This is a genomic window from Vibrio sp. Isolate34 (genome assembly GCF_022397915.1).
GTDB lineage: Bacteria > Pseudomonadota > Gammaproteobacteria > Enterobacterales > Vibrionaceae > Vibrio.
Genome location: NZ_JAKEUO010000003.1, coordinates 193,238 through 217,755, shown reverse-complemented (window position 1 = coordinate 217,755; position 24,518 = coordinate 193,238). Strand labels below are relative to the sequence as shown.

22 protein-coding genes are annotated in these 24,518 nt (G+C 44.7%); 12 read left to right on the top strand and 10 right to left on the bottom strand.

From position 1 onward, the window contains the following. Positions 1-70: 70 nt before the first annotated feature. Both L1D22_RS05500 and L1D22_RS05495 read right to left on the bottom strand, forming a co-directional pair. Positions 71-1,111, bottom strand: coding sequence for an acyltransferase family protein (locus L1D22_RS05500; RefSeq protein ID WP_239828984.1), 1,041 nt, complete (start codon positions 1,109-1,111; stop codon positions 71-73). A gap of 122 nt (positions 1,112-1,233) precedes the next feature. Continuing rightward, on the bottom strand, positions 1,234-2,190 hold the full coding sequence (locus tag L1D22_RS05495; RefSeq protein WP_239828983.1) for an AEC family transporter: 957 nt from the start codon (positions 2,188-2,190) through the stop codon (positions 1,234-1,236). Positions 2,191-2,351: 161 nt separating this feature from the next. On the opposite strand from L1D22_RS05495, the gene L1D22_RS05490 reads away from it, so the two are divergent. Together L1D22_RS05490 and L1D22_RS05485 are read left to right on the top strand one after the other, a co-directional pair. Next, entirely contained in the window at positions 2,352-2,945 is a 594-nt protein-coding gene (locus L1D22_RS05490; protein ID WP_008216752.1) for a TetR/AcrR family transcriptional regulator, read from the top strand. A 251-nt stretch (positions 2,946-3,196) separates the two neighbouring features. Continuing rightward, a complete protein-coding gene (locus L1D22_RS05485; RefSeq protein ID WP_239828982.1) occupies positions 3,197-4,045 on the top strand; it encodes an alpha/beta hydrolase in 849 nt (282 codons plus the stop codon). A 157-nt stretch (positions 4,046-4,202) separates the two neighbouring features. On the opposite strand, the gene L1D22_RS05480 is transcribed toward L1D22_RS05485, so the two are convergent. After that, the gene (locus L1D22_RS05480; protein ID WP_239828981.1) at positions 4,203-6,743 is read right to left on the bottom strand and encodes a glycosyl hydrolase family 18 protein; all 2,541 of its coding nucleotides are present in this window, start codon (positions 6,741-6,743) and stop codon (positions 4,203-4,205) included. Positions 6,744-7,139: 396 nt separating this feature from the next. Then, entirely contained in the window at positions 7,140-7,604 is a 465-nt protein-coding gene (locus L1D22_RS05475; protein WP_239828980.1) for a DUF2850 domain-containing protein, read from the bottom strand. Positions 7,605-7,910: 306 nt separating this feature from the next. Here L1D22_RS05475 and L1D22_RS05470 point away from each other — a divergent pair, with 306 nt between their 5' ends. Then, a complete protein-coding gene (locus tag L1D22_RS05470; RefSeq protein WP_239828979.1) occupies positions 7,911-8,192 on the top strand; it encodes a pyrimidine/purine nucleoside phosphorylase in 282 nt (93 codons plus the stop codon). A gap of 202 nt (positions 8,193-8,394) precedes the next feature. Here the strand turns inward: L1D22_RS05470 and L1D22_RS05465 are convergent, their stop codons facing one another. After that, positions 8,395-9,261 (bottom strand): pirin family protein, encoded by an 867-nt coding sequence (locus tag L1D22_RS05465; RefSeq protein WP_239828978.1) that lies wholly within the window; start codon positions 9,259-9,261, stop codon positions 8,395-8,397. Positions 9,262-9,418: 157 nt separating this feature from the next. On the opposite strand from L1D22_RS05465, the gene L1D22_RS05460 reads away from it, so the two are divergent. Continuing rightward, entirely contained in the window at positions 9,419-9,700 is a 282-nt protein-coding gene (locus L1D22_RS05460) for a hypothetical protein (RefSeq protein WP_239828977.1), read from the top strand. Here the strand turns inward: L1D22_RS05460 and L1D22_RS05455 are convergent. Beyond that, positions 9,697-10,887 carry a GGDEF domain-containing protein gene (locus L1D22_RS05455; RefSeq protein WP_239829034.1) on the bottom strand — a complete coding sequence of 397 codons (1,191 nt, stop codon included), beginning with the start codon at positions 10,885-10,887 and terminating at the stop codon, positions 9,697-9,699. The two genes, L1D22_RS05460 and L1D22_RS05455, sit on opposite strands and share 4 nt — an antisense overlap. Before the next feature lie 315 nt (positions 10,888-11,202). Between L1D22_RS05455 and L1D22_RS05450 the strand changes: the two genes are divergently transcribed. The 6 genes from L1D22_RS05450 to manA all read left to right on the top strand — a co-directional run bounded on the left by L1D22_RS05450 (position 11,203) and on the right by manA (position 18,452). Next, positions 11,203-11,541, top strand: a complete 339-nt coding sequence (locus L1D22_RS05450; protein ID WP_239828976.1) for a DUF1840 domain-containing protein — start codon at positions 11,203-11,205, stop codon at positions 11,539-11,541. 402 nt (positions 11,542-11,943) lie between these two features. Beyond that, positions 11,944-13,338 (top strand): hexose-6-phosphate:phosphate antiporter, encoded by a 1,395-nt coding sequence (gene uhpT, locus L1D22_RS05445; RefSeq protein WP_052879412.1) that lies wholly within the window; start codon positions 11,944-11,946, stop codon positions 13,336-13,338. 188 nt (positions 13,339-13,526) lie between these two features. Beyond that, a complete protein-coding gene (gene uhpA / locus L1D22_RS05440) occupies positions 13,527-14,135 on the top strand; it encodes a transcriptional regulator UhpA (RefSeq protein ID WP_239828975.1) in 609 nt (202 codons plus the stop codon). Next, a complete protein-coding gene (gene uhpB / locus L1D22_RS05435; protein ID WP_275665005.1) occupies positions 14,135-15,631 on the top strand; it encodes a signal transduction histidine-protein kinase/phosphatase UhpB in 1,497 nt (498 codons plus the stop codon). Before uhpA ends, uhpB begins: the two co-directional genes overlap by 1 nt. Positions 15,632-15,639: 8 nt before the next feature. Then, a complete protein-coding gene (locus L1D22_RS05430; protein WP_239828973.1) occupies positions 15,640-16,980 on the top strand; it encodes an MFS transporter in 1,341 nt (446 codons plus the stop codon). A 266-nt stretch (positions 16,981-17,246) separates the two neighbouring features. Next, on the top strand, positions 17,247-18,452 hold the full coding sequence (gene manA / locus L1D22_RS05425) for a mannose-6-phosphate isomerase, class I (RefSeq protein ID WP_239828972.1): 1,206 nt from the start codon (positions 17,247-17,249) through the stop codon (positions 18,450-18,452). Here the strand turns inward: manA and L1D22_RS05420 are convergent. The 4 genes from L1D22_RS05420 to L1D22_RS05405 all read right to left on the bottom strand — a co-directional run bounded on the left by L1D22_RS05420 (position 18,449) and on the right by L1D22_RS05405 (position 21,898). After that, a complete protein-coding gene (locus tag L1D22_RS05420) occupies positions 18,449-18,925 on the bottom strand; it encodes a GNAT family N-acetyltransferase (protein ID WP_239828971.1) in 477 nt (158 codons plus the stop codon). The two genes, manA and L1D22_RS05420, sit on opposite strands and share 4 nt — an antisense overlap. A gap of 123 nt (positions 18,926-19,048) precedes the next feature. Continuing rightward, positions 19,049-19,306 (bottom strand): YdcH family protein, encoded by a 258-nt coding sequence (locus L1D22_RS05415; RefSeq protein ID WP_102277184.1) that lies wholly within the window; start codon positions 19,304-19,306, stop codon positions 19,049-19,051. Between the two features lie 191 nt (positions 19,307-19,497). Then, complete coding sequence (locus L1D22_RS05410; protein ID WP_239828970.1) at positions 19,498-20,487, bottom strand: rhodanese-related sulfurtransferase; 990 nt, start codon at positions 20,485-20,487, stop codon at positions 19,498-19,500. 262 nt (positions 20,488-20,749) lie between these two features. After that, positions 20,750-21,898, bottom strand: a complete 1,149-nt coding sequence (locus L1D22_RS05405; protein WP_239828969.1) for a PLP-dependent aminotransferase family protein — start codon at positions 21,896-21,898, stop codon at positions 20,750-20,752. 115 nt (positions 21,899-22,013) lie between these two features. Between L1D22_RS05405 and L1D22_RS05400 the strand changes: the two genes are divergently transcribed. Both L1D22_RS05400 and L1D22_RS05395 read left to right on the top strand, forming a co-directional pair. Further along, positions 22,014-22,883: a GyrI-like domain-containing protein gene (locus L1D22_RS05400; RefSeq protein WP_239828968.1), complete on the top strand. Its 870-nt coding sequence runs from the start codon at positions 22,014-22,016 to the stop codon at positions 22,881-22,883. A gap of 210 nt (positions 22,884-23,093) precedes the next feature. Further along, positions 23,094-24,431 carry an MATE family efflux transporter gene (locus L1D22_RS05395; protein ID WP_239828967.1) on the top strand — a complete coding sequence of 446 codons (1,338 nt, stop codon included), beginning with the start codon at positions 23,094-23,096 and terminating at the stop codon, positions 24,429-24,431. Positions 24,432-24,518: the final 87 nt, after the last annotated feature.

Genomic DNA, 24,518 nt, shown 5'->3' with positions numbered 1-24,518 from the left:
TATTAAGTTATCTTGCCTTTATTTTTAGTGGCTTTTTAACACTGATTTAGCTGATAGTTTTAGGCACGCCCTAGCGCAGTAGCACACGTCTTAATGGTGTTTTTTCGATTCCAACAACTAACCCGAAGCTCAACAATACAGTGCCAAGGAATACGGTCACGTCTTTTGTTAACTCAGTAATCTCGAATACTCCGCAGACATTGAACAGCACGATAATGATCAGTAAATGGCAAACGTAGATGCCTAGCATTCGATTCGAGATCGCGTGAACCCACGCGTAGTCGCCGATGTTTGGATTAGCCAAAAGCCACATAAACACGCCCATTCCCCATAGTGCCGTACCAAACAAGAAATCATTCATGTTGAATCCGACGTCGAATGTGGTGAGCCATGCCGCCTCAGTAAAGTGAATCAACATGCCTAACGCGAGTAATCCCAACGCTTTAGTTGATGACACCTTCCATTGATTCTGACGAATGAGGAAGCCTAAGGTCACCATTAACGTGCTAAAGAACGGGCCGTTACGAGTAAAGAAAGGCGCGCTCAGATCGGTCAAGCTCGCGTAGCTGCCCGCCAAAACACCATAGACGTAAAGTACAATCGCCGTTGGTAATAGCAGTTTGTCGAGTTTCATTTCGACCATTAGAGCGATGATCAAAACGGCACATACGAGAGCGGGAATAAACCATAAATGAACCAATCCACCCTCCAAGAAAGAGTTGAGCGGGGTGTTCATTAAAAAGCCCCAATAGTCTTGGCGTTCGCCTAAGTAACCGAACTCTTCCACCTTTGCAAGGTTGAATGGCATGACTAGGCAAATGATGCTCCAAACCACCCAAACCTTGAGGAGTGGTTTAGAGTAGTTGACCACGGTTGTCCAAGGTGATGCAGTGAGCTTAGGTTGAATCAGATACCCTGAGATAAGGAAGAAAAGAGGCACAGCAAAGCGAGCGGTTTGGTTAAGCACATAACCAATCCAAGGCACTTCATTGATTTGCCAATAAGTAAGTGCCATTTGGCCATGTAAGCCAATGATCGCCAAGATAGCAATCACTCGACCCAACTCAATACTGGCAATGCGTTGTGAAGGCGTATGTTGAACGGAAGACATATCAGATCTCTAAGAAAATTTTCGTAGAATCTAACAGCCTTTTTATTGAATCAGTTAGCGCTAAATCAAGGGTTGCGAGCTTTGTTTTAAGGCTTATATTGATTCTTTGAAGCTTGTCGCAGCTATATTAAACCCATTGCAGTAAGTACGAAAATGCCAAGCGTACAAGTGATAAGTGAAACGACGGTGGTGAGCGCGATAATGTTGGCTGCCAATGTTGAATTCCCGCCCATCGCACGTGCCATAACATAGCTCGCCGCAGCTGTTGGTGCGGCGCTCATCAAGAAGATAAGACCAAGATCTAACCCTCTAAAACCGAAGAACAGGGCAGCTAGCGTGATCAGTAGCGGAGCCAAAACCAGTTTGTATCCGGTAGAGAACCAAGTTGGGCTCTTATCTTTTTTCAGCGAGCGAATATCAAGTGACCCTCCCGTGCACAAAAGGGCTAACGGTAAGGTCATGTTAGCGAAATATTGCCCTGCATCAGTCACCATTTTCGGCACTGGAATCGATAGTAAGTAGAACAATACACCTAAGGCGATCGAGATAATCAAAGGGTTTTTGGTGAGTGTTTTAACGATGACTTGAATGGCTTTGTCACCCGATTCTTGGCCCTTTGGAGTGAGCGCGATAACAGCCTGAATATTATAGAGTACCGTCAAGGAGGCGACATAAAGAGCAGCGAGTGCGACACCATCGTTGCCGTATATATTGGCAACATAAGCAAGTCCGATAATAGCGGTGTTGGCACGAAAGCCACCTTGCACTATCACACCTTGATCTTGAGGTTTTTTAAAAGCCATTTTAGTGCTGATAGTGGTGAACACGAAGAAGGCAAGGTTGGCTAACAAGCCAAAAATGACGAGCTTTCCACTTGCGGCAAAATCGTGGTTAGACTGAACAATGCTGAGAAATAGCATCGCGGGTAGAGTGACTTGAAACACCACCTTGGATGCGACATCAATGAAGTTGTCATTGATTAAGCCAATTCGCTTGAGCATCACACCAAGAAACAGCATTAAACAGATAGGGCCTGTTACTGACGCCGAAAACGCAAACTGTTCCCAAAGTGTGTTCATTCTTTTTCCTTTGTTAGTCGATTTCAATTTCCTTTGAATACTGTCGCATTTTTCCATAGTTCTTTGATAAGACAAAATGAATAGCAAGGGTTAGGTAAAAAATCTTGAAAAAAAGAACGAACGTGCTAAAAATAACGTATCAGATTTATTATTGGTGAATAATGAGCAAGGGAAAGATAACTAAAGAGTATATTTTGAGCCATGCGTTCGCGCTTGCGAGTGAAAACGGGCTTGAGAGTTTGACGATTGGCGAGTTAGCCAAGCAGTGTGGCATGTCTAAGAGTGGCTTGTTTGCGCACTTTAACTCTAAAGAGAACCTGCAGCTCTCTGTACTCGAATATTCCAACGCCATATTCACTGAAAGAGTCATCATTCCTGCGCGAGAGCTCGGTGATGGTGATATTGAAGCGAAATTGAAGCAGTTGCTCGATAATTGGCTGGGTTGGAACCATTCGTTCCAAGGCAGCTGCATGTTTATTGATGCTTGGAAAGATGCAGGCAGTGAAACGTCTGTGATTCAAAAAGCGCTGCAGAAAACCATTTCGGTTTGGATTGATTACTTGACGATTCAGGTAGCAAAAGCGGTTGAGAGCAAGCAGTTCAGAGCCGACTTAGATCCGAAACAGGCAACCTTCGAGTTATACGGTCTCTACCTGAGTGCGAACTTGTTTTACTCGTTACGAGGGCAGCAAGCGAGCCACACGCATTTTTGGAGCGGTGTAGAGCGCTTAATCGCCAGCTGGAAAGCGGTTTAACGAGTAAGCCACTTAGTTCGTAAACCACCCAGTTCGCAAACCACTTAGCTCGTAAAACACTTAGCTCGTAAAATATAAAGTTAGCAAAGCATGTGAGCTTTGCTGATGTAAGGTCTAACAATTTTAAGAGAAGTGGCGGCAAGCAGCTTTAAACAGCTTTGCCCCATTTTTTCTACCAATAAATAGCACGGTCGTTCGATTTTTTGGCCGAGCTCGATCCGCCAATCAAGATGGCGATACAAGGAACGGTCATGAGTGACAAAATCTATTTTAATACATCGAACAAATTCAGCTTCAAGCGCAGCTTGATTGGTGCAACAACCAACCTGCATTACATTCTCGCACCGAGCCATGCAAAGAAAACAGCGCGTAAGTTATTACTTACCCCAATGCGTACCGAACAAAAAAACGCCGATCCGAAAGGGCTGATCAAGAGTGAAATCAAAGGCCGTGATGGCGTGCTAAAAACTTACTCTCTGGGTACTGGCCCAGTATGGGTGCTGACTCATGGTTGGTCTGGCACCGCGAGTCAGTTCTTCCCTCTGATGGAACATATCGCAGCGAAAGGCTTTACGGCTCTGGCTTACGATCATCCAGCTCATGGTGGCAGTGATGGTGTTCATGGTCATATCCCTGCGTTTGTGAATGGCTTGGAAGCGATTCTAGATTCGGTTGGCGAAGTGGCAGGCTTGGTTGGTCACAGCATGGGTACGGCTTCTGCGTTGGAATGTAAGCATGTTAAGCTGGAAAACAAACCACTGTTGCTGATCGCTCCAGTACTTGATTACCTCGAAAACCTATTTGGCAGCGTGGCGCGTTCTGGTTACTCGATGAAGCTTTTTGAGGCGGTCGTCGGTGAAGTGGAAGAGCAATTTAACTACCCAATTCAGTCTGTTGACCCTTATGGCAAGCTAGCGCTTCGTGAGTCTCAAACGATCATCGTTCATGATGAGAAAGACAAGTTTACTAAGTTTGATGTGTCTCAGCGTGCGGCGACTGAAATGGACCGCGTTACCTTGATTGCCACTCAAGGCCAAGGTCACGGTCGAGTGATGAAGTGCCCACAAGTATTTGAGAGCTTTGATAACTTAATTGGTTAAGTTTAACTACTCAAACAAGCAGAACACAGGTTAAGAAAATAAACACTAAAAAGGCCAACCAGATATTCTCTAGTTGGCCTTTGCTTAGTTACTTAGTTACTTAGTTACTTAGTTGTTTAGTTGTTTAGTTGTTTAGTTGCTTTAACTAATCTTGTCCTTAGCTAGCACAGCTTGCTGGGCCGATCTCTTTCCACACGCCCCATTGGCCTGTCGTTGTTGGATCTTCACCTGTTGTCCACCATTTCGCTTCCCAAACCTTACCGCCTTGAGTCACTTGGTCGCCACCAGTGTAGACCGCACTTGAATCCCAAGCGTTAGTACACGTGCCACCGCCTGTGGTTTTCTTGAAGACTTTCACTGAAGTAGCCGCGACTGATGTATCGGTACCATCACTCACTGTCACAGAGAAGTTCAATACCGTATCTTGCGTGTATTCCGCCGCGACAAAGCTTACCGAAGCGCCTTGTACTGTTGCGTTGATACCTGCTGGTACATCCCATGTGAAGCTTAATGTGTCTTGATCCGCATCGCTAGACGCTGACGCATCAACCACAACAACATCACCCGCATTGACTTCAGCCGGAGCCGTAACCACTGCAACTGGTGCTGTGTTGACTGGGCCTGTGTCTTTAGGGTTTACCGTTACAACAACCGTGTCTGTTGACGTTGCGCCTTCGTTGTCTGTTACGGTTAGGCTGAATGATAGAGTTTCTTGTTGTGCGACTTCAACAACATCGAAGCTTGCAATAGCTGCATTGGCATTAGCCAGTGTTACGGCAGTTCCACTCACTTGTGACCAAGCGTAGCTAGAAATTGTGCCGTCGCTGTCTTTTGAAGCGCTGCCATTTAGAGAGACAGAAGCTGGGCCTTCAACGGATTGGTCGGCACCTGCTGCTGCAGTTGGTTTACGATTTACAGGGTCGGTGGTGCCACCTGCTAGACCTTCATGCATTGCATTCAGAATATCGCCGTTATCTGCATCAATTTCCCAAGAGAATAGACCTGCAAGACCAAGGCTACGAACGTACGCGCCTTTTGCTTTTACCGAGCGGTCATCATCAAATGTGATCAGCTGACCTGAAGTGCGGTTCCAAACGTAAGGCGCCTCTGCCATTTCGTCGTAGCCGTATTCGAAGCCATTGATACCTTGGTTGTTCGCACCAAGCATGTTCGCTTTAATACCTTTGTAATCGATAACGCCATCTTCCCATACACCTTGTGCAGAGCTGCCAGTCAGTTTGCCATTACCCACGCCTGTCATTGGGTCGCTTGGATCTGAAAGTGATGATGGTAATACGCCTTCCCAACCACGACCGTACATTGCTGTACCAACAACAAGCTTGTTGGCTGGAACACCTTGCTCAAGAAGCAGTTGGATGCCGTTGTCTGTGGTGTAAGCAGGGCCTGTGTATGGTTCGCCATTTTCATCAAGCCCTGTGCCATCACATTGACCAGGGCGCATGAAGTTACCGCAGTTCAATGCTGTTTGGTGACCCAACACGTTATTCCAACCGCCGTAGAAGTCGTAAGTCATTGCGAAGATGTAATCCATGTATTGGATAGCATCGCCGTAGTCCACGTCTTCAATCTTATCGTGACCAACACCGATCGCTGATGTGAGTTCGTAAGTACGACCATTTTCAGCTTCTAGCTCATCTAGCATCACACGCAGTTCAGCCATCAGTGCAATGTAAGCAGGGCCATCGTTCACAGGATCACCAAGATCTGGCGCCGCACCGCCGCCACCAGGGAATTCCCAGTCGATATCCACACCGTCGTAGAATTTCCATGTGTTAAGGAATTTCTTAACTGATGCGACAAAGGTGTCACGGTTTGCTTTGGTGGTGAAATCGAAGAATGGGTCAGACAGCGTCCAGCCACCAATCGATGGGATGATCTTCAAATCAGGATTACGCTGTTTTAGCGCCATCATCATTGCGTAGTTACCCTTGATCGGTGAGCTGTATTCGTGGCCCGCTTGAGGGAAACTCTTCTGGAAAGCGGCCCATGGGTCATGAATCACCACTTCGTAATCATTAACACCCTGACAAGCTGTCATTAGGGCGTTGTAACTGTTTCCACCTACCGATTTTACTGATTCATTAGGACCACAAATTGGGATGAAGCCGTAAAGGATATGGGTCAAGTTGTCAGCGGGTAGGTTATCTACCGTGTAGTCACGACCATAAATACCCCATTCAACAAAGTAAGTACCGACTACCGTGTTTGGATCTGTGTTGTATGACTTGTTGTTTGGATCCACATTCATCGCAAGCGGTGCTAAGTGCGCGCCATCGGTATCGGCAATCGTGATTTTAGCGGGTGCGCTTTTGCTACAACCTGTTTCGTCACACGCTTCAATTTCCATATCGAATAAGCCGCCTTGGCCGTATTCGAATGAAGCCGTGGTTTGGCTGCCTGTGATTGGGCCTGTGGCGACTTTAACGCCATCAAAGTAGATGTTGTACGTGTTTCCTGACGTTCCGCTCCATTGGTTGAACTTAACGTCGACTTTTGCTTTATCGTGATATTTAACCATCTGGTTGTAGCCAGAGGTGGTTTCCATCGCGAGTTCGATTTTTGAAAATTGTAGGTTGTTGGAACCGTACATGTCGATGCTAGGTGCTGTCGGAGCAGCTAACGCTGTACCAGATAGCGCTAGAGCAATGCTTGCAGCACAGGTATTTATACGAATCATACTATTTCTCTCATTCCTTGAAGGTTACGAGAACCAAATGGCCCCATAAGCGGCTCCAGTCAGTTTTGAAGGAGCTTCCTCGTCAGTATTCGAGAGAGTTTTAATTTCATAACTGAAAATAAATCCGTTTTCGATGGACAACTAAAAAATTGTATCTTGTTACAATTCTGTTGCTTAACGAATGAGAGGCTGAGTCCATGTTTTATAAAATAAAATATCATTCAGTAGGAAAATCTCACAAGTGAAAATTCACGACATGAAGTTATAAAAAGGTGCGACAAACTATAAGAAAATACTGTGGATTGAAGCAGAGTCACAAAGTGAAGTCTGTTGAGCGAGCGAGGTCGACGAGTAAATTTGAAGGCGAATGCTGCTCGGGGTAAGGAGAAGCGAGGTTTATCTTTTGAATTGCTCAGCTAGTGAAGCCCGTCGTTGTTGCATGATGCTATGAGTATCACCTGTTGCGGTATCCTCATAGCCTTCTTTAATAAATTGCTGAGATGGTACGCTTGGCTCTAGTCGCTTCAAGCGAGGCGAATCGTAAGTACCACTGACGGTGTAAACGGTGGTTCCAGATCCTGTATTGATCGTGACAATCTTACCGTCAAAATCGAATGAGGTAGTGATAAGGCGATGATTCATCATCACACCTTTCTCTGAAAGTGTGAGGATATCGGTGTTGTAAGGTGGCGCCGCAATCTCTATCCATGTGCCATAGACATTGCTTGGGCTGACAGATTGCTGGTGGGCTTGATAAGCAAAATAGCCTGCGGTGAGGGCAATTATAAAGCCAGCTAATAGGAAGCCGTAAAGTAACAAGTTGGCAAATAGATCTCTGCTTTTAGTGGGCTTTTTTGCCATTATCTCTTCATTTCTTAGCCTGTACCATTCTAAGTCTATAAATTAAAATCTTAGTTTGCAAAGATTGTTATAAGAGTTAGAAGCAGGATCGTATGTTCTAGATAAATGGGTTGCTTTGGATAATTTTCAGTTTTTCTGTTGCTATTTGTTCAATCAATGCATCTCAATTGTCGAAATGCTTAAGCTATGCGTATTTATTTCTTGTGGGAAAGCCGTGAATTGGTTAAAACAATTATCACCTAAATTTACGCATAGGCTTATTCGTTGAGCCCAATAACTGCAATTTGAAGATAACAAGGAAGTACAATGATTAAAGAAAACACATACTTTGAAGGTGGCGTTAAGTCGTTAGCGTTTAACCAGTCTGGTTCTGATGTGAGTGTTGGTGTGATGGCGGCAGGCGAATACACATTCGGTACGGCAGCTCCTGAAAAGATGACAGTGGTTAAAGGCGCTCTGATTGTAAAGCGTGTTGGCGATGACGATTGGACAACATACCAATCTGGTGAGTCTTTTGACGTTGCAGGCGATTCTTCTTTCGACCTGCAAGTAAAAGAAGCAACAGCTTACTTGTGTGAGTATCTATAGAAGCCTGAAATTAGCTTCTGTTCAATAAGAAAAAACCACGCTCTAGGAGCGTGGTTAAATAAGTGATAGTAACCGGCAGTGGATAGTGTCACTTGTTTTTACAGTCATCAAATGGACGACCAAAATTCGTTGTTCGTTGTTAAGCCTCTTCAGTACTCTTTTCAAAGCTCACCAAAGCTCACCAAAGCTCAAAGCACGAGCATTAGTAAGTATCAAAAACGCCGTTGTTGTAGTCCTGAATAGTCTGTTCAATCTCTTCCATCGAGTTCATGACGAACGGACCATAATGCACAACAGGCTCATCAATCGGTTGGCCAGCAAAAATCAACACACCTGAATCTTCTATGCTACTCAAAGAAAGTAGTTCAGCTTTGGTCAGTAACGCAAGTTGACCTTGGTTGATGACTTTACCATCGATCTGAATGCTGCCTCGGTATACATAAACCATGGCATTGTGACTAGCCTCAGTGCCTAAGGAAACTTCTTGGCCTGAACGAGATCGCCAATCTGCAACACTTAATGGCACACCTGTCTTTTGTAGTGGACCTTGTGCTCGCGAAGTTTCTGACTCAGCTTGGTTATGTAACTCAAATCCACCGGCAATCACTCGTAATAAACCGCCTTGTTCACTTTGATGCTCTGCAATACTTTCACTTTGGAAGTCATGGTACTGCGCAGGCTGCATTTTGTGGGTAGATGGTTGGTTTATCCAAATCTGAAAGCCGTGCAGCGCACCTTCTTCCATCATTGGCATTTCACTGTGAATGACACCACGACCTGCGGCCATCCATTGTGCGCCGCCGCTGCGAAGCTCTCCGACATTTCCCATGTGGTCTTTGTGCTGGAAGTGGCCTTGGAGCATGTAAGTGAGCGTCTCTATTCCACGGTGAGGATGGGGAGGAAAGCCACCAACATAGTCCTTGCTTTCATCCGATTTGAGTTCATCAATCATCAAAAATGGAGAGAAACGCGCGTTATTGAAACCAGCGACTCTCTGGATTTTGACGCCATCGCCATCTGAGGTGGCATGCGCTGAGATTACATGCTCTACTGCTCTTACATTCGACATATTGAAACCCTCATAAACTTTAATAGCTCTAGTCTATGGAATTTGACTTGAAAAGAAGATGGCACAACGTTGAGTGACTTATTCGAAAATCTTGAACAGGTAACAATATGAAATTAAGTCTATACTCAATATAGACTAGATCGCCAAGGAGGCCGCTATGGCAGTACAGCAAAGACATAGCGAAAGGCAAGGTCGAATAGACTTTGATAATGACTTTACGACGGAGCAGGGACAGCGTTTTACTGAAGTAGCGAATCACGCCGTTAAGCGACGTGTAAAAAAGCGTGAGGCAGAGGCAGCTTTTATGCTCTCAGCTAAGCATGCCGCTTTTAAAACCGCCGTAAAATCTAAGTGGGAAAACCGAAGCCGTATTCGACAAGTGGTTTGGATTATTGTTATTGGTTTAGTTAGCCTATGGGCTATGTATATGGCAGGCTAACGCTGGTGATTTTTTAGTAACGTAACATTATTCCCTTCAACTTTCGTTTCAAGACAATCTTCAAGTTCAGAAGAATTCGATTCTGAGTAAGCTAGGTTCGTCGGTAACTCTTCTATCAATGTAGACACTGGGTTGTCGTGATAATAAGCATATCGGTTCTTTCCAGAATGCTTGGCTACGTACATGGCTTTGTCGGCACATCTTGTTAACTCATGCAATTCTGTTGCATCTTGTGGGTACAAAGACACGCCAACGCTGAGCGTCAGTTCTTTTATTCTTTCGTTTGTCTGGCAACCGCTCTCAAATAACCCACATATTCTATCGAGAATACCGTCGAGGTCTTTTCGAGTTGGAATATCGTAGAGCATCAGAACGAACTCATCCCCGGCAAAGCGCGCAATTGAATAATCGTATTCGTGACTCTTTCGATCTCGGGTTCGAATGTTGTTGCTCAGGCGATTGGCAAAGTGTTGCAATACGCTGTCGCCCACATCGTGCCCATAACTATCGTTAATGGCTTTAAAGTCATCGATGTCTAAAAAGACCAATGCGGTGAGCGATCGCTTACTATCGACTGTCGCAAGCTTTTCTACAGCCCAGCGTTCAAAGCTCCAACGGTTTGCTAACCCTGTCAGTTGGTCTCTGTAGGCTAAATCTTCAATGCCTTCTTTGTACAAACGCTGAATATAGCTCACTGCTTTTGTGTAGTAATAAGCCGAGGTATGACACACCAAACTCATGGTAAATAAGCTGAGAACAAAGCGATGAGTGCTATTAAAAGGCAGAGAGAAGTTGTTAGGAAGTGCTGTAATCAGCGTGCTGATAAACAGGCAAAACGAGGTGCTAAAGATGATGCCAATTCGGAAGTCATTGATAAAAATCACCGCCGCCAGAATAGGGTAGAGCCAAAGAATTCGGTCGGGTAATGCGTGGCTGTACAAGAATAGAATTACCCCCTGAACGAGCAGTACACCACTCAGAATCAGTTCCGAGTAATCAGGGTTGATAACCTTTCTGATGTAAAAGGCATTCGAGATAGCGATAAGCGCAAAACACAACTCGAAAACCGACAGGGTGTAATGCTGGCCTTGGAAATAAGCCCACATATAGAAAATGAATAGCGCGGCCGCTGTCAGTGAAAAGGAGTAGACAATTTTCTGCTTTCGAGTGGATCGTATGTCTGCCATTTCTTCTAGGTGTCTGCCAACTAGCCTGTTCATGTGATTTGTGCCAAAGTTTTTGATAATGGTGCTAATAGTAGATTAAATAACAAGCTACGCAGAGGCTTAGGTGTCTATTTAGTGTGATTACTATCAAGGTTTCATATGAAAAGGTAATTAAGCCATTATCAATAGTGATGTATATCACTGACTGTGCAAGTTGCTTTTAGAGTGAAGTATTTGAAAGACAGGTTATTAGCAGTTCCTTGATTATTATGTACTTGCTTTTCAATGATTTCCTCAACATAGTTTGCAGATAACTTATTTTTATAGAGACTCATTATGTTAATTACGTTTAGTTGTAAGGCTCATTCTAGCGTCACCATGTTTGGCGAGGTCGGTCTTCAGTTCATCAAAATGCTTGGACATAGTGGCGCTATCCCTGGTGCCATTGATGCTTCAGAGGTACCTCAAGCTTTGAGTAATTTACGTGTTGCGCTTGAGGTCGAACAGAAGCAACCAGTAGACCCAAACGATGCGGACGACGATAACGAAGATGAAGTTGTTGAAGCGCCAGTGAATATCGGTAGCCGCGCATTTCCACTTGTAGAGTTGCTAAAAGCAGCCATCAAAGAAGAGTGTGAAGTGATGTGGGAAGACGGCAGCGGTAAGCGTTTATAGTACGATTCGGCGAAACGTAACAAGCCTATTGAATCTATTTTAATAAGAATGAACGTTGAACCAGTCTCGGTCATACCATGGAGCTTGATGGTGATGAACTGATACTGGCGTTTTTTTTTAAGTGAAGTAATCCACTTGTTTCTGTTTGTTTAAAGTCTCGTCAGCCTTGAGATGAATGCCTTTTGTTATCGCGATATCAATAGATAACACATTTTAAACAAAGTGATGATCTTCACGTTTTCATAATGCCTTATTCTGAACTAAGAATTTTTCCTAGTTATTCTAAGACCCTCTCTCATGTGGTCGCTTTTTAGACTCCTTATTATTTCAATTATCAAATTGCAAAGAGTGCATGGTCTGTAATATGCCGTGCAAACCTCATCAATAATAAGAGAGTTTACAATGCTAAAGTTCCTAGATCAGGTTAGAAAACCGACACTGGATCTTCCGGTGGAAACCAGAAGAAAAATGTGGTTCAAGCCCTTCCTACAATCTTACCTAGTGGTGTTCATCGGTTATCTAACCATGTATTTGATCCGTAAGAACTTCAATGTCGCACAAAACGACATGATTTCTACTTATGGGTTATCAATGACGGATCTTGGTCTTATCGGTTTGGGTTTCTCAATTACTTACGGTATCGGTAAGACGGTTGTTTCCTATTATGCCGATGGTAAAAACACCAAACAGTTCCTGCCATTCATGCTTGTTCTTTCAGGTATTGCCATGTTGGGCTTTAGCTTCAGTATGGGCGGCGGCAGCGCGAGTTTATTCTTGATGGTGGCTTTCTATGCGTTGAGTGGTTTCTTTCAAAGTACGGGTGGACCTTCAAGTTACTCAACCATCACTAAATGGACCCCTCGTAACAAGCGAGGTTCTTATTTAGGCCTTTGGAATATGTCACACAACGTGGGTGGTGCAGGCGCTGCTGGTGTTGCTTTGTTTGGTGCTAACTACCTATTTGATGGCAACGTGATTGGTATGTTCGTATTTCCATCAATTATCGCGATTGTGGTTGGCTTTATTGGTATGCGTTTTGGTAATGACTCTCCAGAAGCATACGGTCTAGGTACGGTTGAAGAATTGTTTGATGAAGAAGTCAGCGAAGAAGACACGGCCGCTGAAGAAAATCAAATGACCAAGAAAGAGATCTTTGTTGAATACATCCTTAAAAACAAAGTGATCTGGCTACTCTGTTTCGCGAATATCTTCTTATACATTGTTCGTATCGGTATCGATCAATGGTCTACCGTTTATGCGTATCAAGAGCTAGGTCTATCAAAAGAAACCGCGATTTCAGGCTTCACGCTGTTTGAGGTTGGCGCTCTGGTCGGCACGCTAATGTGGGGTTATCTATCTGATCTTGCGAACGGACGTCGTGCACTGGTTGCTTGTGTGTCGCTTGGTCTGATTATCGTTTCACTAGAGTTCTACCAGCACGCAACGAGTGAGTTCATGTACTTAGCATCACTGTTTGTGCTGGGCTTCCTAGTGTTCGGTCCTCAGTTACTGATTGGTGTTGCTGCGGTAGGTTTCGTGCCTAAGAAAGCAATCAGCGTTGCGGATGGTGTGAAAGGCACGTTTGCTTACCTAATCGGTGATAGCTTTGCAAAACTTGGCTTAGGTATGATTGCGGACGGAACACCTATTTTCGGCTTAACAGGTTGGAAAGGAACGTTCGCTGCACTCGATACCTCAGCGGCTATTTGTATCGTATTGCTATTATTCGTTGCAGTTGCCGAAGAGAAGAAGATTCGTCACGCGAAGAAAATGCACTTAGCGTCTCAAAACGCGTAGCTTGTCTGGGTACTTGTTCTCGAAAGCATAGTTTTGGGTAGATAGTCTCACGTGATTTATTGGTTTAAAGCACGTGAGATCATACCAATCGTTAATTCGATTCAGTATCATCTCTATCAATAAACTTAATTCTATATAGCTCCTATTGGGGCTATTTTTCTTTCTTACTCTTAATTTTGGTTACTATCATGATTAATGTTGCACTTGTTGATGACCACGTTATTGTTCGATCTGGGTTTGCTCAATTACTCAGCCTTGAAGCTGATATTACGGTAGTAGGTGAATTTAACTCTGCGGCAGAAGCTCGTCTCGGATTACCAAGTTGTCATCCTGATGTGGTTATCTTGGATATTTCAATGCAGGGTGAAAGTGGCCTGAGTTTGTTAGAAGAGATACCGTCAGGCATTGCTAGCATCATGTTGAGCGTTCATGATTCTCCTGCGATGGTTGAAAAGTCATTAGAGTTAGGCGCCAAAGGTTACCTCAGCAAGCGCTGCAGTCCTGATGAGTTAATCCAAGCCGTACACACGAGTGCAAATGGTGGCTGTTATCTCACACCCGATATCGCTATCAAGCTCGCGACACCAATAAAGAACAAAGCCTCTTTAAATCAGCTCACCCGAAGAGAAAGCGAAGTCTGTCAGCTATTGGCAACAGGGCTCGATGTAAAATCTATCGCCGTAGAGTTGGGTGTCAGCCATAAAACGGTACATGTGCACCGCGCTAATGCGATGGATAAACTCAATGTTAAAAACAACGTTGAGTTAGCGAAACTGTTCACGCAAGAACAATACTAATGCGCTCCTATCTGGCCACTTCCATATGTGGCGTCTTCATGGCTGGCTGTGCATGGTTTTGCTTATGGGTTATTGCCTTCTATTTTATTAACGATCCAGAGTTGGCCATTCTGCTGTTCCCATTCTCGTTAAGATTGGGTATGACGCTGCACACTCGTACTCACTATTGGCCTGCCATTTATGTTGCAGAGTGGGGGCTCGCGATCGCCTTGGCTCTATTACTGGATGAACCTCAATGGTTAACCATTTTAATCGCCAGCGGATTAAGCATTCCAGCCACTCTATTTGCCAAACGGTATTATTACGGTGACCAAAACCGTCACCTATTAGTGATGGCGAGCTTAATCATGGTCACCTCACTGATTAATGTAGCCGTGGTGGGTTCTCATGTCCCAGCCGTTTACATGGTGTGGTTGGTGAGTATCACAGGTGGTTTGATGTTGGTGCCGATGTGTTATCTAGTCTGGAACTACCTATTCCAAAACAAGTGGGCGCCACTGAGCTCTTACTTAATCAACAATGTCATTGAGTTCAAAATCCGTCACATCGCTTTATACAGCGTCTTGTTGGTCGCCAGTATTTTGATACAAACCAGCTTGCCAGATGAACTAAGGCGCTTCGCCCCGTTCTGTATGGCTATCCCTATTATCTTGCTCGCCGTTCGTTATGGATGGCAAGGCGCCTTGCTCGCTACCCTGCTAAATAGCGTCGCGTTGATTGCAGCCCACAGTGGCACATCCAAACTCGAAATTACTGATTTACTCTTGTCTCTTTCCGCTCAGACCATCACAGGTATCTTGCTTGGTTTAGCGGTTCAAAAACAAAAAGATCTCAACGCGAAATTACGAAGTGAGCTCTCTAGGAATCAAAACCTTTCTCGTCAGTTAGTCACCGCTGAAGAATCGGTTCGCCGTGATATTGCCCGTGAATTACATGATGAGATAGGCCAGAACATCACGGCAATTCGGACTCAAGCAAGCATTATTAAACGTGTCGATGCGGCTGAAATGAGCGTTCGCTGTGCTGGTACGATTGAATCATTGTCGTTGAATGTTTATGACACCACCAAGCGTTTGCTAACGAAGCTAAGACCAAAAATGTTGGACGACCTTGACCTGAAGGACTCCGTTGAACAGCTCATACGTGAAATGGAGTTCTCGGATCACGGTGTTGATATTCAGTTAAATTGGCAAGGTGATTACTCATGTTTGAGTGACACGCTCAAGGTTACTCTCTTCCGACTGTGCCAAGAGTCTTTAAACAATGCCCACAAATATGCTGAAGCAAGTGAAATTAGAATAGAACTGATTTTAGACGATCAAGCTTATCTTCGAATTACAGACAATGGTGTTGGTTTTACAGCGCAGGATCTTCTTAAAGGAATGGGTGTTCGTGGTATGCAAGAGCGCATTCAGGCGCTCGGCGGCAAGATGACAATCAACGCTAATGGATCATCTTCGGGTTCCGATATCAGCGTTATATTACCTAAAGTGTGAGAACGAATATGTTTGGATTTCTGCGCTCAACAACGTCAAAAAGTCATACTCTAAGCGATGATGAGGTCAATCAGAATTATCGTTATTGGCGTCTCCACATCATGATAGGAATGTATGTTGGCTATGCAGGTTTTTACTTCACTCGTAAAACCTTTAATTATGCCGCGCCAGCAATGATCACTGATCTTGGATTGGACAAAGGCGATATCGGTTTAATTGGCACACTCTTCTACCTTTCTTATGGTTTATCGAAATTTATATCAGGCACGATCTCCGACCGTTCAAATCCTCGTTATTTCATGGGGCTTGGCCTAATCGCGACAGGTTTGATCAATATCGCGTTTGGTTTTTCTAGCTCGTTGGCTGCGTTTATATCTCTTTGGGTGCTTAATGCATGGTTCCAAGGTTGGGGATGGCCATCGTGTTCCAAGCTATTGACGACTTGGTATTCTCGTTCTGAAAGAGGTTTTCGCTGGGCTATCTGGAATACAGCACACAACGTTGGTGGGGCACTAATTCCTATTCTTGTGGGCTACCTAACTCTTCAATTCAGTTGGCGAGCGGGGTTTATTTGGCCGGGTGTGATTGGCGTTTTTATTGGTCTTATCGTTTGTTGGCGTTTGCGTGATAAACCCACCACAATGGGGCTTCCGACGGTAGGGAAGTGGCGCAACGATCATCTAGAGTTGGCGCAAGAAAGCCATGGGCAAGGGTTAAGTTATCGAGAGATCTTGAAAACTTACGTGTTCAGTAATAAGTACATTTGGTTGCTCGCCTTTAGTTATGTGTTGGTCTATATCGTAAGAACCGCGGTTAATGATTGGGGCAATTTATACTTAACCGAAGAGCACGATTACAGTCTGATCAACGCCAACGCTGCATTGTCTCTGTTCGAGATTGGCGGTTTCGTTGGTTCACTTGTTGCTGGGTGGGGATCGGATAGGCTATTTGGTGGTAACCGTGGCCCTATGAACATTCTGTTTGCCATCGGCATCTTCCTTTCGGTATCCGCTTTATGGCTTATGCCGTTAACCAACTTTGTGTTTCAAGCTGCTGGGCTATTTTGCGTTGGCTTTTTTGTTTTTGGTCCTCAAATGCTTATCGGTATGGCTGCCGCAGAATGTTCGCATAAAGATTCTGCCGGGGCGGCTACAGGTTTTGTCGGCTTATTTGCCTACATGGGGGCGGCACTTTCTGGTTATCCATTAGCGCTCGTTCTAGAAACTTACGGTTGGAGTGGGTTCTTCATTACCATCTCGACCTGTGCGGCCGTTATCGGGCTACTTCTACTGCCTTTCTTACAAGCTCAATCACCTCAGAAAAGTGCAGAGGCTCGCTCTGGCTTGTAAGGGGTTTCTGCGTCAATAAGATAGCTGTTAATGGTCTTCTGGTTATTGTGCAGCTATCTTATCTTCAGCGTTTTTATATGTCGTATTCAAATGTGACTCTTTTCACGTTTTTCATCTGTCTCATCCGTTTCTAAGAATTTTTCCTATTGCGTCTAAGACCCCATCTCATGTGGGTTCTAACCGCTCTCTGTAGTCTTTCTAATTATTTACGTTATTAGAATCGGCTCTCTTGAACTGTCTTCAAAGGGCTCACTACGGAAAAAGCCATGTCACTCAGCCACTCATCAGAACACTCATTTTTTCCAATGGAAAACACCATCCAAAACTATGCATGGGGAAGTATCTCTTCGATACGTGAACTGTTTGGCTTCAAAAATGAGTCACAAGAACCGCAAGCGGAAGTTTGGATGGGAGTGCATCCGAAAGGTTGTTCAATGGTGAAGCTTGACCAACATTTAGTGCCTCTATCTGAGCTGATTAACAAGAATAAACCCGCTTATCTATCAAGCGATATTGCGCAGTCGTTTGGTGAACTGCCATTCTTGTTTAAGATATTAGCGGCAGAAAAAGCGCTGTCTGTTCAAGTTCACCCAAACAAGCGACAAGCTGAGTTAGGCTTTGCGAGAGAAGAGCAAGCAAAGATCCCTCTGACTGCAGGTCACCGTAATTACAAAGACTCGAACCACAAGCCTGAATTGGTTTACGCGATCACTGAATATCAAGCGATGAATGGCTTTCGAGAGTTCGATGAAATATTAGGTCTATTCAGACAATTGAATTCTAGCGAGCTTGCTGGTTTGGTTGAAGAGTTTGGTAACAACCTTAACTCTCTAGGTTTAGAGACGTTTTTCCGCGATTTATTAACGCTAAATAACCAACGTAAGCAGCAAGCATTAGATCAACTTCTGACTTACGCAGCGGCTCACCAAGATCAAACAGAATTTGCATTGATCATTGAGCTTAGCCATCAGTACCCGAACGATATCGGTCTGTTTTGTGTTCTGCTTCTTAACTTGATCACACTGAAGCCAGGTGAAGCGATGTATTTGAATGCGAACACTCCGCATGCTTATGTTAAGGGAACCGGACTCGAGATCATGGCAAATTCAGACAACGTGCTAAGAGCCGGTTTAACGCCAAAACACATTGATGTTGCTGAGTTGGTAGCTTGTACAGAGTTCATTCCAATTCCGTTTAACCGTTTGTTGTTAGCGCCCTCAAAACTGGGTCAATGTGATAGTTATGATATCCCGGTCAGTGATTTTAATTTCAATATTTTTCATAGCCCAAAGCAAGAAAAAGTCACCACAAGCGGTGCTGAAATCTTGATGGCAATAGATGATGATTTAACGCTAATGAGTCAGAAAGGCGAGCATGTGACCCTCTCGAAAGGGCAGTCTGTATTTATTCCAGCCTATATTGGTCATTACGAATTGAGCAGTGCAGGGCGAGTGGCTAGAGCTTTTAATTAAGGAAGTAGGCTGTTGTCTAGATAGACTGCCATCCCCACGAAATCCTCATCACACTCATCAACAACCTGATAGCTAAGCGCCTGATAAAAGCTGATGGCGCGAGCGTTACTTCTAAAGCTAGAGAGGGTGGCTTGGTTTCGCTGCTCTTGATGGGCTTTGTTTTGGATGAGTGACATGACTTCTTTACCGAGCATCTTACCTTGGTATTGAGGGTAAATGATCAGAAGGTGGATATGGTATGCATTGTCGTAAGGTTTAAAGCAGACGAGTCCGATTCTTTCCTTTTCGCGATATATACAATGAAACCAAGGAGGTTGGTAGTCGTTTAACAGGCGGTTACGTTGGAACTCGTCATCCCAACCAAACACATTGTCGACGTGTTCGAAAATACCTTGTTTGACGCAAGCAAACAGCTCTTCAAATTCTGAGTTTGAAACGAGTTGGAATTGTAGTTTGTCTTCCTTGACTGTCACTCTTTCCACTTCCTTATTCTGAGCTTTTTATAAGCAAACAATACCATAATCGATTGATAGACGGATTAAACGAAAAAGCCACGCGGTGTGCGTGGCTCTAAAAGTCATATTTGTAGAACTCGTTTAAACGAGCTTAAGCGCGTGATGTCGAGTGAGCTGTTTGTGTAGTGAGTCTTTTAGCTCCATGCGTTCTACTTTTAGGTTGTGCATGCTGTCGTCATCGATAGGGCTGCCAGAGATTTCTAATTGGCGGATGTCGTAGTCGAGTTGGTGGTATTTCTGCATGTCTGCTTTGAATTTTTCGTCGTCGTGGTTGAGCTGAACAATGTCTAATTTAAGATCTGGGAAATCTAAGATAAAGGCATGGTTTTCATTGAGCATTGGCACTTCCTCTCTAGTCGAATTACTGACAGTATAGAAGCAATTTATCGAAAGAAATGTGGTTCAAAACACAAAGCAGTAAAGCGATCAAAAAAGGGCGCAAACTCGAAGAATCGTCTTCGAACTTGTGCCCTTTTTATGTTTATAGCTATAAGTTACCCGTTTATAACCATAGGTCTAAAGCAGAAAGCTTACTTCCCTTTTTTACCAGAGCGCTGTTGCTCTTTGTGTGCTAGCTTCTCTTTCTTACGTTGCTCGATAAGGTGAGCAGCTTCGCCACCGACGTGGGTTTCGCCACGAGCATTTGACAGTTGAACTTGCTTTTCACGCTCGCGGAAACGCGCTTTCTGTTCGTCGCTGTGCTTATCAATGCACTTAGGGCAGCTTACGCCTTTCTCGAAATGTTCAGACGCTTTGTCTTCATCAGTGATTGGCAGGCGGCAAGCGTTACACACATCGTAACCGCTCTTTTCTAGCTGGTGGTTAACCGCAACACGTCCATCAAATACGTAGCAGTCGCCTTCCCACATGCTCTCCTCTTCTGGGACTTCTTCTAAGTACTTTAGAATGCCGCCTTCAAGGTGGTAGACCTCATCAAAGCCTTGCTCTTTCATGTAGGCTGTTGATTTTTCGCAACGAATACCGCCAGTACAGAACATTGCGACTTTCTTGTGTTTCTTAGGGTCGAGGTTCTCTTCAACGTACTGAGGGAATTCACGGAAGGTTTCCGTGTTTGGGTTTACGGCATTTTTGAATGTGCCGATATCGACTTCGTAATCGTTACGAGTATCCACCAAGATCACATCTGGATCTGAGATCAGGTCGTTCCATTCGTTTGGCTTAACGTACGTACCGACAACGTGGCGAGGGTCGATGCCTTCAACGCCCATGGTTACGATCTCTTTCTTAAGCTTAACCTTAGTGCGGTTGAATGGTTGTTCCTCGTTGAATGACTCTTTGTAAACGACATCAGCCAAGCGAGAGTCCTGCTTGAACCATTGAAGAAGGGCGTCGATAGATTCGCGCTTACCAGCAACAGTGCCGTTGATGCCTTCACTCGCAAGTAACAAAGTACCGCGGATTTGGTTGGCTTCTAGCAATTCTGTGAGTGGTTGGCGAATTTCTTGGTAATCATCAAGTGCTACGAATTTATACAGAGCACATACAACATATTGAGACATGGTTTTTCCTTTCTGCGAGCTGGAACGTAAATCCAGAGCGGTTGCCTATTCTGATCATAGCGGGGTAATTCAACTTAGCTTGTCATGATGGCTTATTAAAATCCGCCGCAGTATAACCAAGGCGATGTAGGACAAAAACCAACCAAATGTAGGGCTATTTATCACCTGTTTTATTGTGGACTTTATAGTTTGAGGAACAAAAAGGCCCTGCTGTAAAAATACAGCAGGGCCTTGGTGTTAATCTGTCTGACTCAATCAGCGATTACGCTTGGTTAAGTACTTCTGCTAAGCGTTTTACCGCTTCCGTCAATTCTTCTGGGTTGGCGTTGGTGAAGTTTAAGCGCAGTGCGGCTTTGGCTTCATCGGCCTTTGGATAGAATACTGGGCTTGGTACTACTGCCACGCCATTCGATAGCAAGGTTTTCGCCAGTTCGAAGGTGTCGCACTCTGGGATTTCAACCCAAATGAACATCCCGCCATCTACGGCTTTTAAGACGCAATCTGCAGGCAGTTGTTTCTCTAATTCTGAGAACAGTACTTCATAACGAGACTTGTACAGGGTGCGAATGTTTTCCATGTGTACGCCAAAGTCTTCATGTTTTAGAAGACCAACAAGCAGTGCTTGCATTGGTACACTTGAGTGTAAGTCAGCGCCTTGCTTCACTTTGATCAGTGGTTCAAGGTAGCTGCGTTTTCCTGTTACTGCGCCAATACGTAAACCTGGCGATGCAATCTTAGAGAATGAACGAAGAACGATAGAGTTATCAGGGCAGAACGAAGAAACCAACGGCAGTTCTGTACCTGTGAAACGTAGCTCACGGTATGGCGCATCTTCAATGAATGCCACGTTGTATTTGATACACAGCTCAGCCACTTTTTGACGAGTTTCTGTTGCCCAACACACGCCGGTTGGGTTGTGGAAATCAGGCACGGCATAGAACATCTTCGGTGATTGCTGTGCAAAGCACGTTTCCAGTTCATCTAGGTTCGGGCCAAATTCAGTTTGAGACACGGGCGCAATGTTTGCTTGAACTAGGCCAAACACCTGCATCGCACCTAAGTAGCTTGGCGCTTCCATCACAACCACATCACCCGGGTCAACATACGCACGCGCAATCAAATCCAAACCTTGCTGAGAACCAGTACAGATCATTGCTGTGTGAGTTTCTGGCAATTGGTAGCTTTGTGTTAGGTGGTCAAGCAACGGGCCGTAACCGGCAGTAGAGCCGTATTGGAAAACTTCAGGCATGTTCGCTAGGTTTTCTAGCGTTGGCTTCATTAAATCGATTGGGAATGTTTTCTCGTCCGGTAAACCACCGGCCAATGAGATGACATTTGGATCACTTGCGGCTGCGAGGATCTCTCGAATGTATGAAGATTGAATCTGTTGTAATGACTGTGCGATTTCCATGTGTTGTGTCTCGTTGTTTATCGTTTTTATTCTATCGCTTGATATTACACGGCAATTGTAAAAACTAGCGTGTCCGTTTATGCTCTTAAACATGTCCATTTATGCTATTTAAACGATGTCACGTCAACACATATCGCGAATCAATGATGTCTTGTTCCATATTCACCAAGACATCAGTCAGCCTTTGTCTGCCAAAGAGTTATCTGAGATAGCGGCCTATTCAGAGCAGCACTTTCATCGCACCTTTAAAAGCGTGGTCGGGGAGTCGTTGCATCAATATATCCGACGCACTCGAATGGAGTATGCGGCCAACCAATTGATGTTCGATACCAGTTCGTCTGTGGTTGAGATCGCCCATAAATGTGGCTTTAGTTCTGTGTCTTCGTTTAGTCGAGCATTTAAAGCGACCTTCAATATGTCGCCTGGAGAGTGGCGTAAACACGATTTACAAGTAGCAGAAAAACCCTACTTGAAAGATCCCGAAGTGGCGGCGGGTTATTTGAATGTGGCGCAGCGAGTGCTACCTGAACCCAAGATCGTTGAAGTGCCTGAACGCATGGCGGCCTACGTTCGACATACGGGTTATAACCGCTCTATTCGTAATGCGTGGTTGATATTGAAAGCGTGGGCGAACTCCGAACAACGCGATTTCTCGAGCCAATTTGGCTTGCATCACTCGAATCCTGCTTGGGTTGAGATGGATCAGTGTCGCTATGTGGCGTGTATCGCTATCAATGAACCGATTAAGTATCGCAGCGTGGTAAATCAGATGGTGATTCCGGGCGGTTTACATGCGGTGTTTCGACTCAATGGCCGTTATGGAGAACTGCTCCCACAGATCAGCATGGTATTAGAAAAGTGGCTACCTACGTCTGGCTTCAAGCAGCGTTCCACTCCGGCTTATGTGCACTATCATCAGAATCACTTTCTCAACACCGATGAAGTGTTCGAGCTCGACTTCTACCTTCCCGTGAGTTTTTACTAATCGATGGTTGTGCTGTTTTCTTGAACCAGACTTTGCTCTTTTGTTGAGACAAATTAGCACGACCAATAGCTGCCAACTATTCTATGCCGGTGGGCTAAGATAAAGGTACTTTGTTGATAATTTACCCCAGTAAATGATGACAACGTACGGATTAAACGATAGCATCCCGCTCTAATTACAAATAGTTCTTAATATCACTCGCTAGAATATATGACCATTACCCACAAAGATTATCTGAAAATTGCCTTCCCTTTCATCATCTCAACGGTGACACAGCCTCTACTAGGTGCGGTGGATACCGCTGTTATCGGCCAACTTGGTATTGCTGAACTGATTGGTGGCGTGGCGATCGGCACCATCATTATGAACACCATGTATTGGTTGTTTGGCTTTTTCCGTGTCAGTACCACGGGGCAAAGTGCGATGGCACTGGGCAAGGGAAATCGCTCTGATTTGACGGGTAGTTTGATGCGTCCGTTTGTGCTGTCTGGTTTGGTGGGTTTGATCTTTATCTTGATACAACCACTCATCTGGCAAGGCGCAATGTGGGTGATTGAGCCTGAAGCCAATGTGGCCGAGCACGCGCATATCTACTTCAGTATTTTGATTTATGGCGCGCCTTTTGTGTTGCTCAACTACACCATTATTGGTTGGTTAATGGGGCAAGCGAAAGCCAAAGAAGTTCTTTATACACAAGTGTTTGGTAACGTGTTGAACATTGTCTTGGATGCGGTGTTTGTACTTTATTTCGATTTGGGTGTTGCAGGTGTGGCTTACGCAAGTTTGATTGCACAAGTCACCACCTTTGCGATTGGCGTGACCTTGGTGATGAAGACCAGCAATATCTCGGTCTCTGAGTTCCTGCAAGGCTCGAAGATGACCAAGAAAGACCTATCGACAATCATCTCTTCAAATACCGATCTCTTACTTCGTACCATCTGTATTTTAGTTTTCTTCAACATGATGGCGCGTACTGGCTCTAAACTGGGTACGGATGTTCTAGCGGCTAACGCGATCTTGATGCAGGTGACCTTCATAGTCAGCTATATGTTTGACGGCATTGCCAACGCATCGAGTGTGTTTGCTGGTAAAGCAGTAGGTCAGAAAAACCCTTCAATGTTGGAGCGTGTATTAAGGCTTAACTTCCAATGGACGGCAGGTTTCATTGCCGCACTGACGCTGTTGACCTTGGTATTTAAAGACAGCATTGTTTTCTTGTTTACCGATATTCCAGCGCTAGTCATGCTGTACCAAGAGATGGCTCCGTGGTTAATTGTGTTCCCGCTAGTGGCTGGCTTTGGCTTAACGGTTTATGGCATTTTTACCGGAACGGGAACCACACGTCCGGTTAGAGACTCAAGCATCGCGACTTTGTTGGTATTTTTAGCGGTACAGGCATTCACCATCGATATTTGGGGCAATCATGGTCTGTGGTTGGCGTTCACCTTGTTTTATCTTGGACGTATTGCATTCTTGTATCCGTTCATCGCACAAGTTAAGCAGAAGTGTTACCCAGTCGAAGATGCCGCTCAGGGTGCCATTAACTAAGTAACCTAATCACCACCTATAATACTTTATGAAAGCGCTTTACTATTTTTACACGATAAGTTTAGAGAGCGCTTTTTTGTATATGTA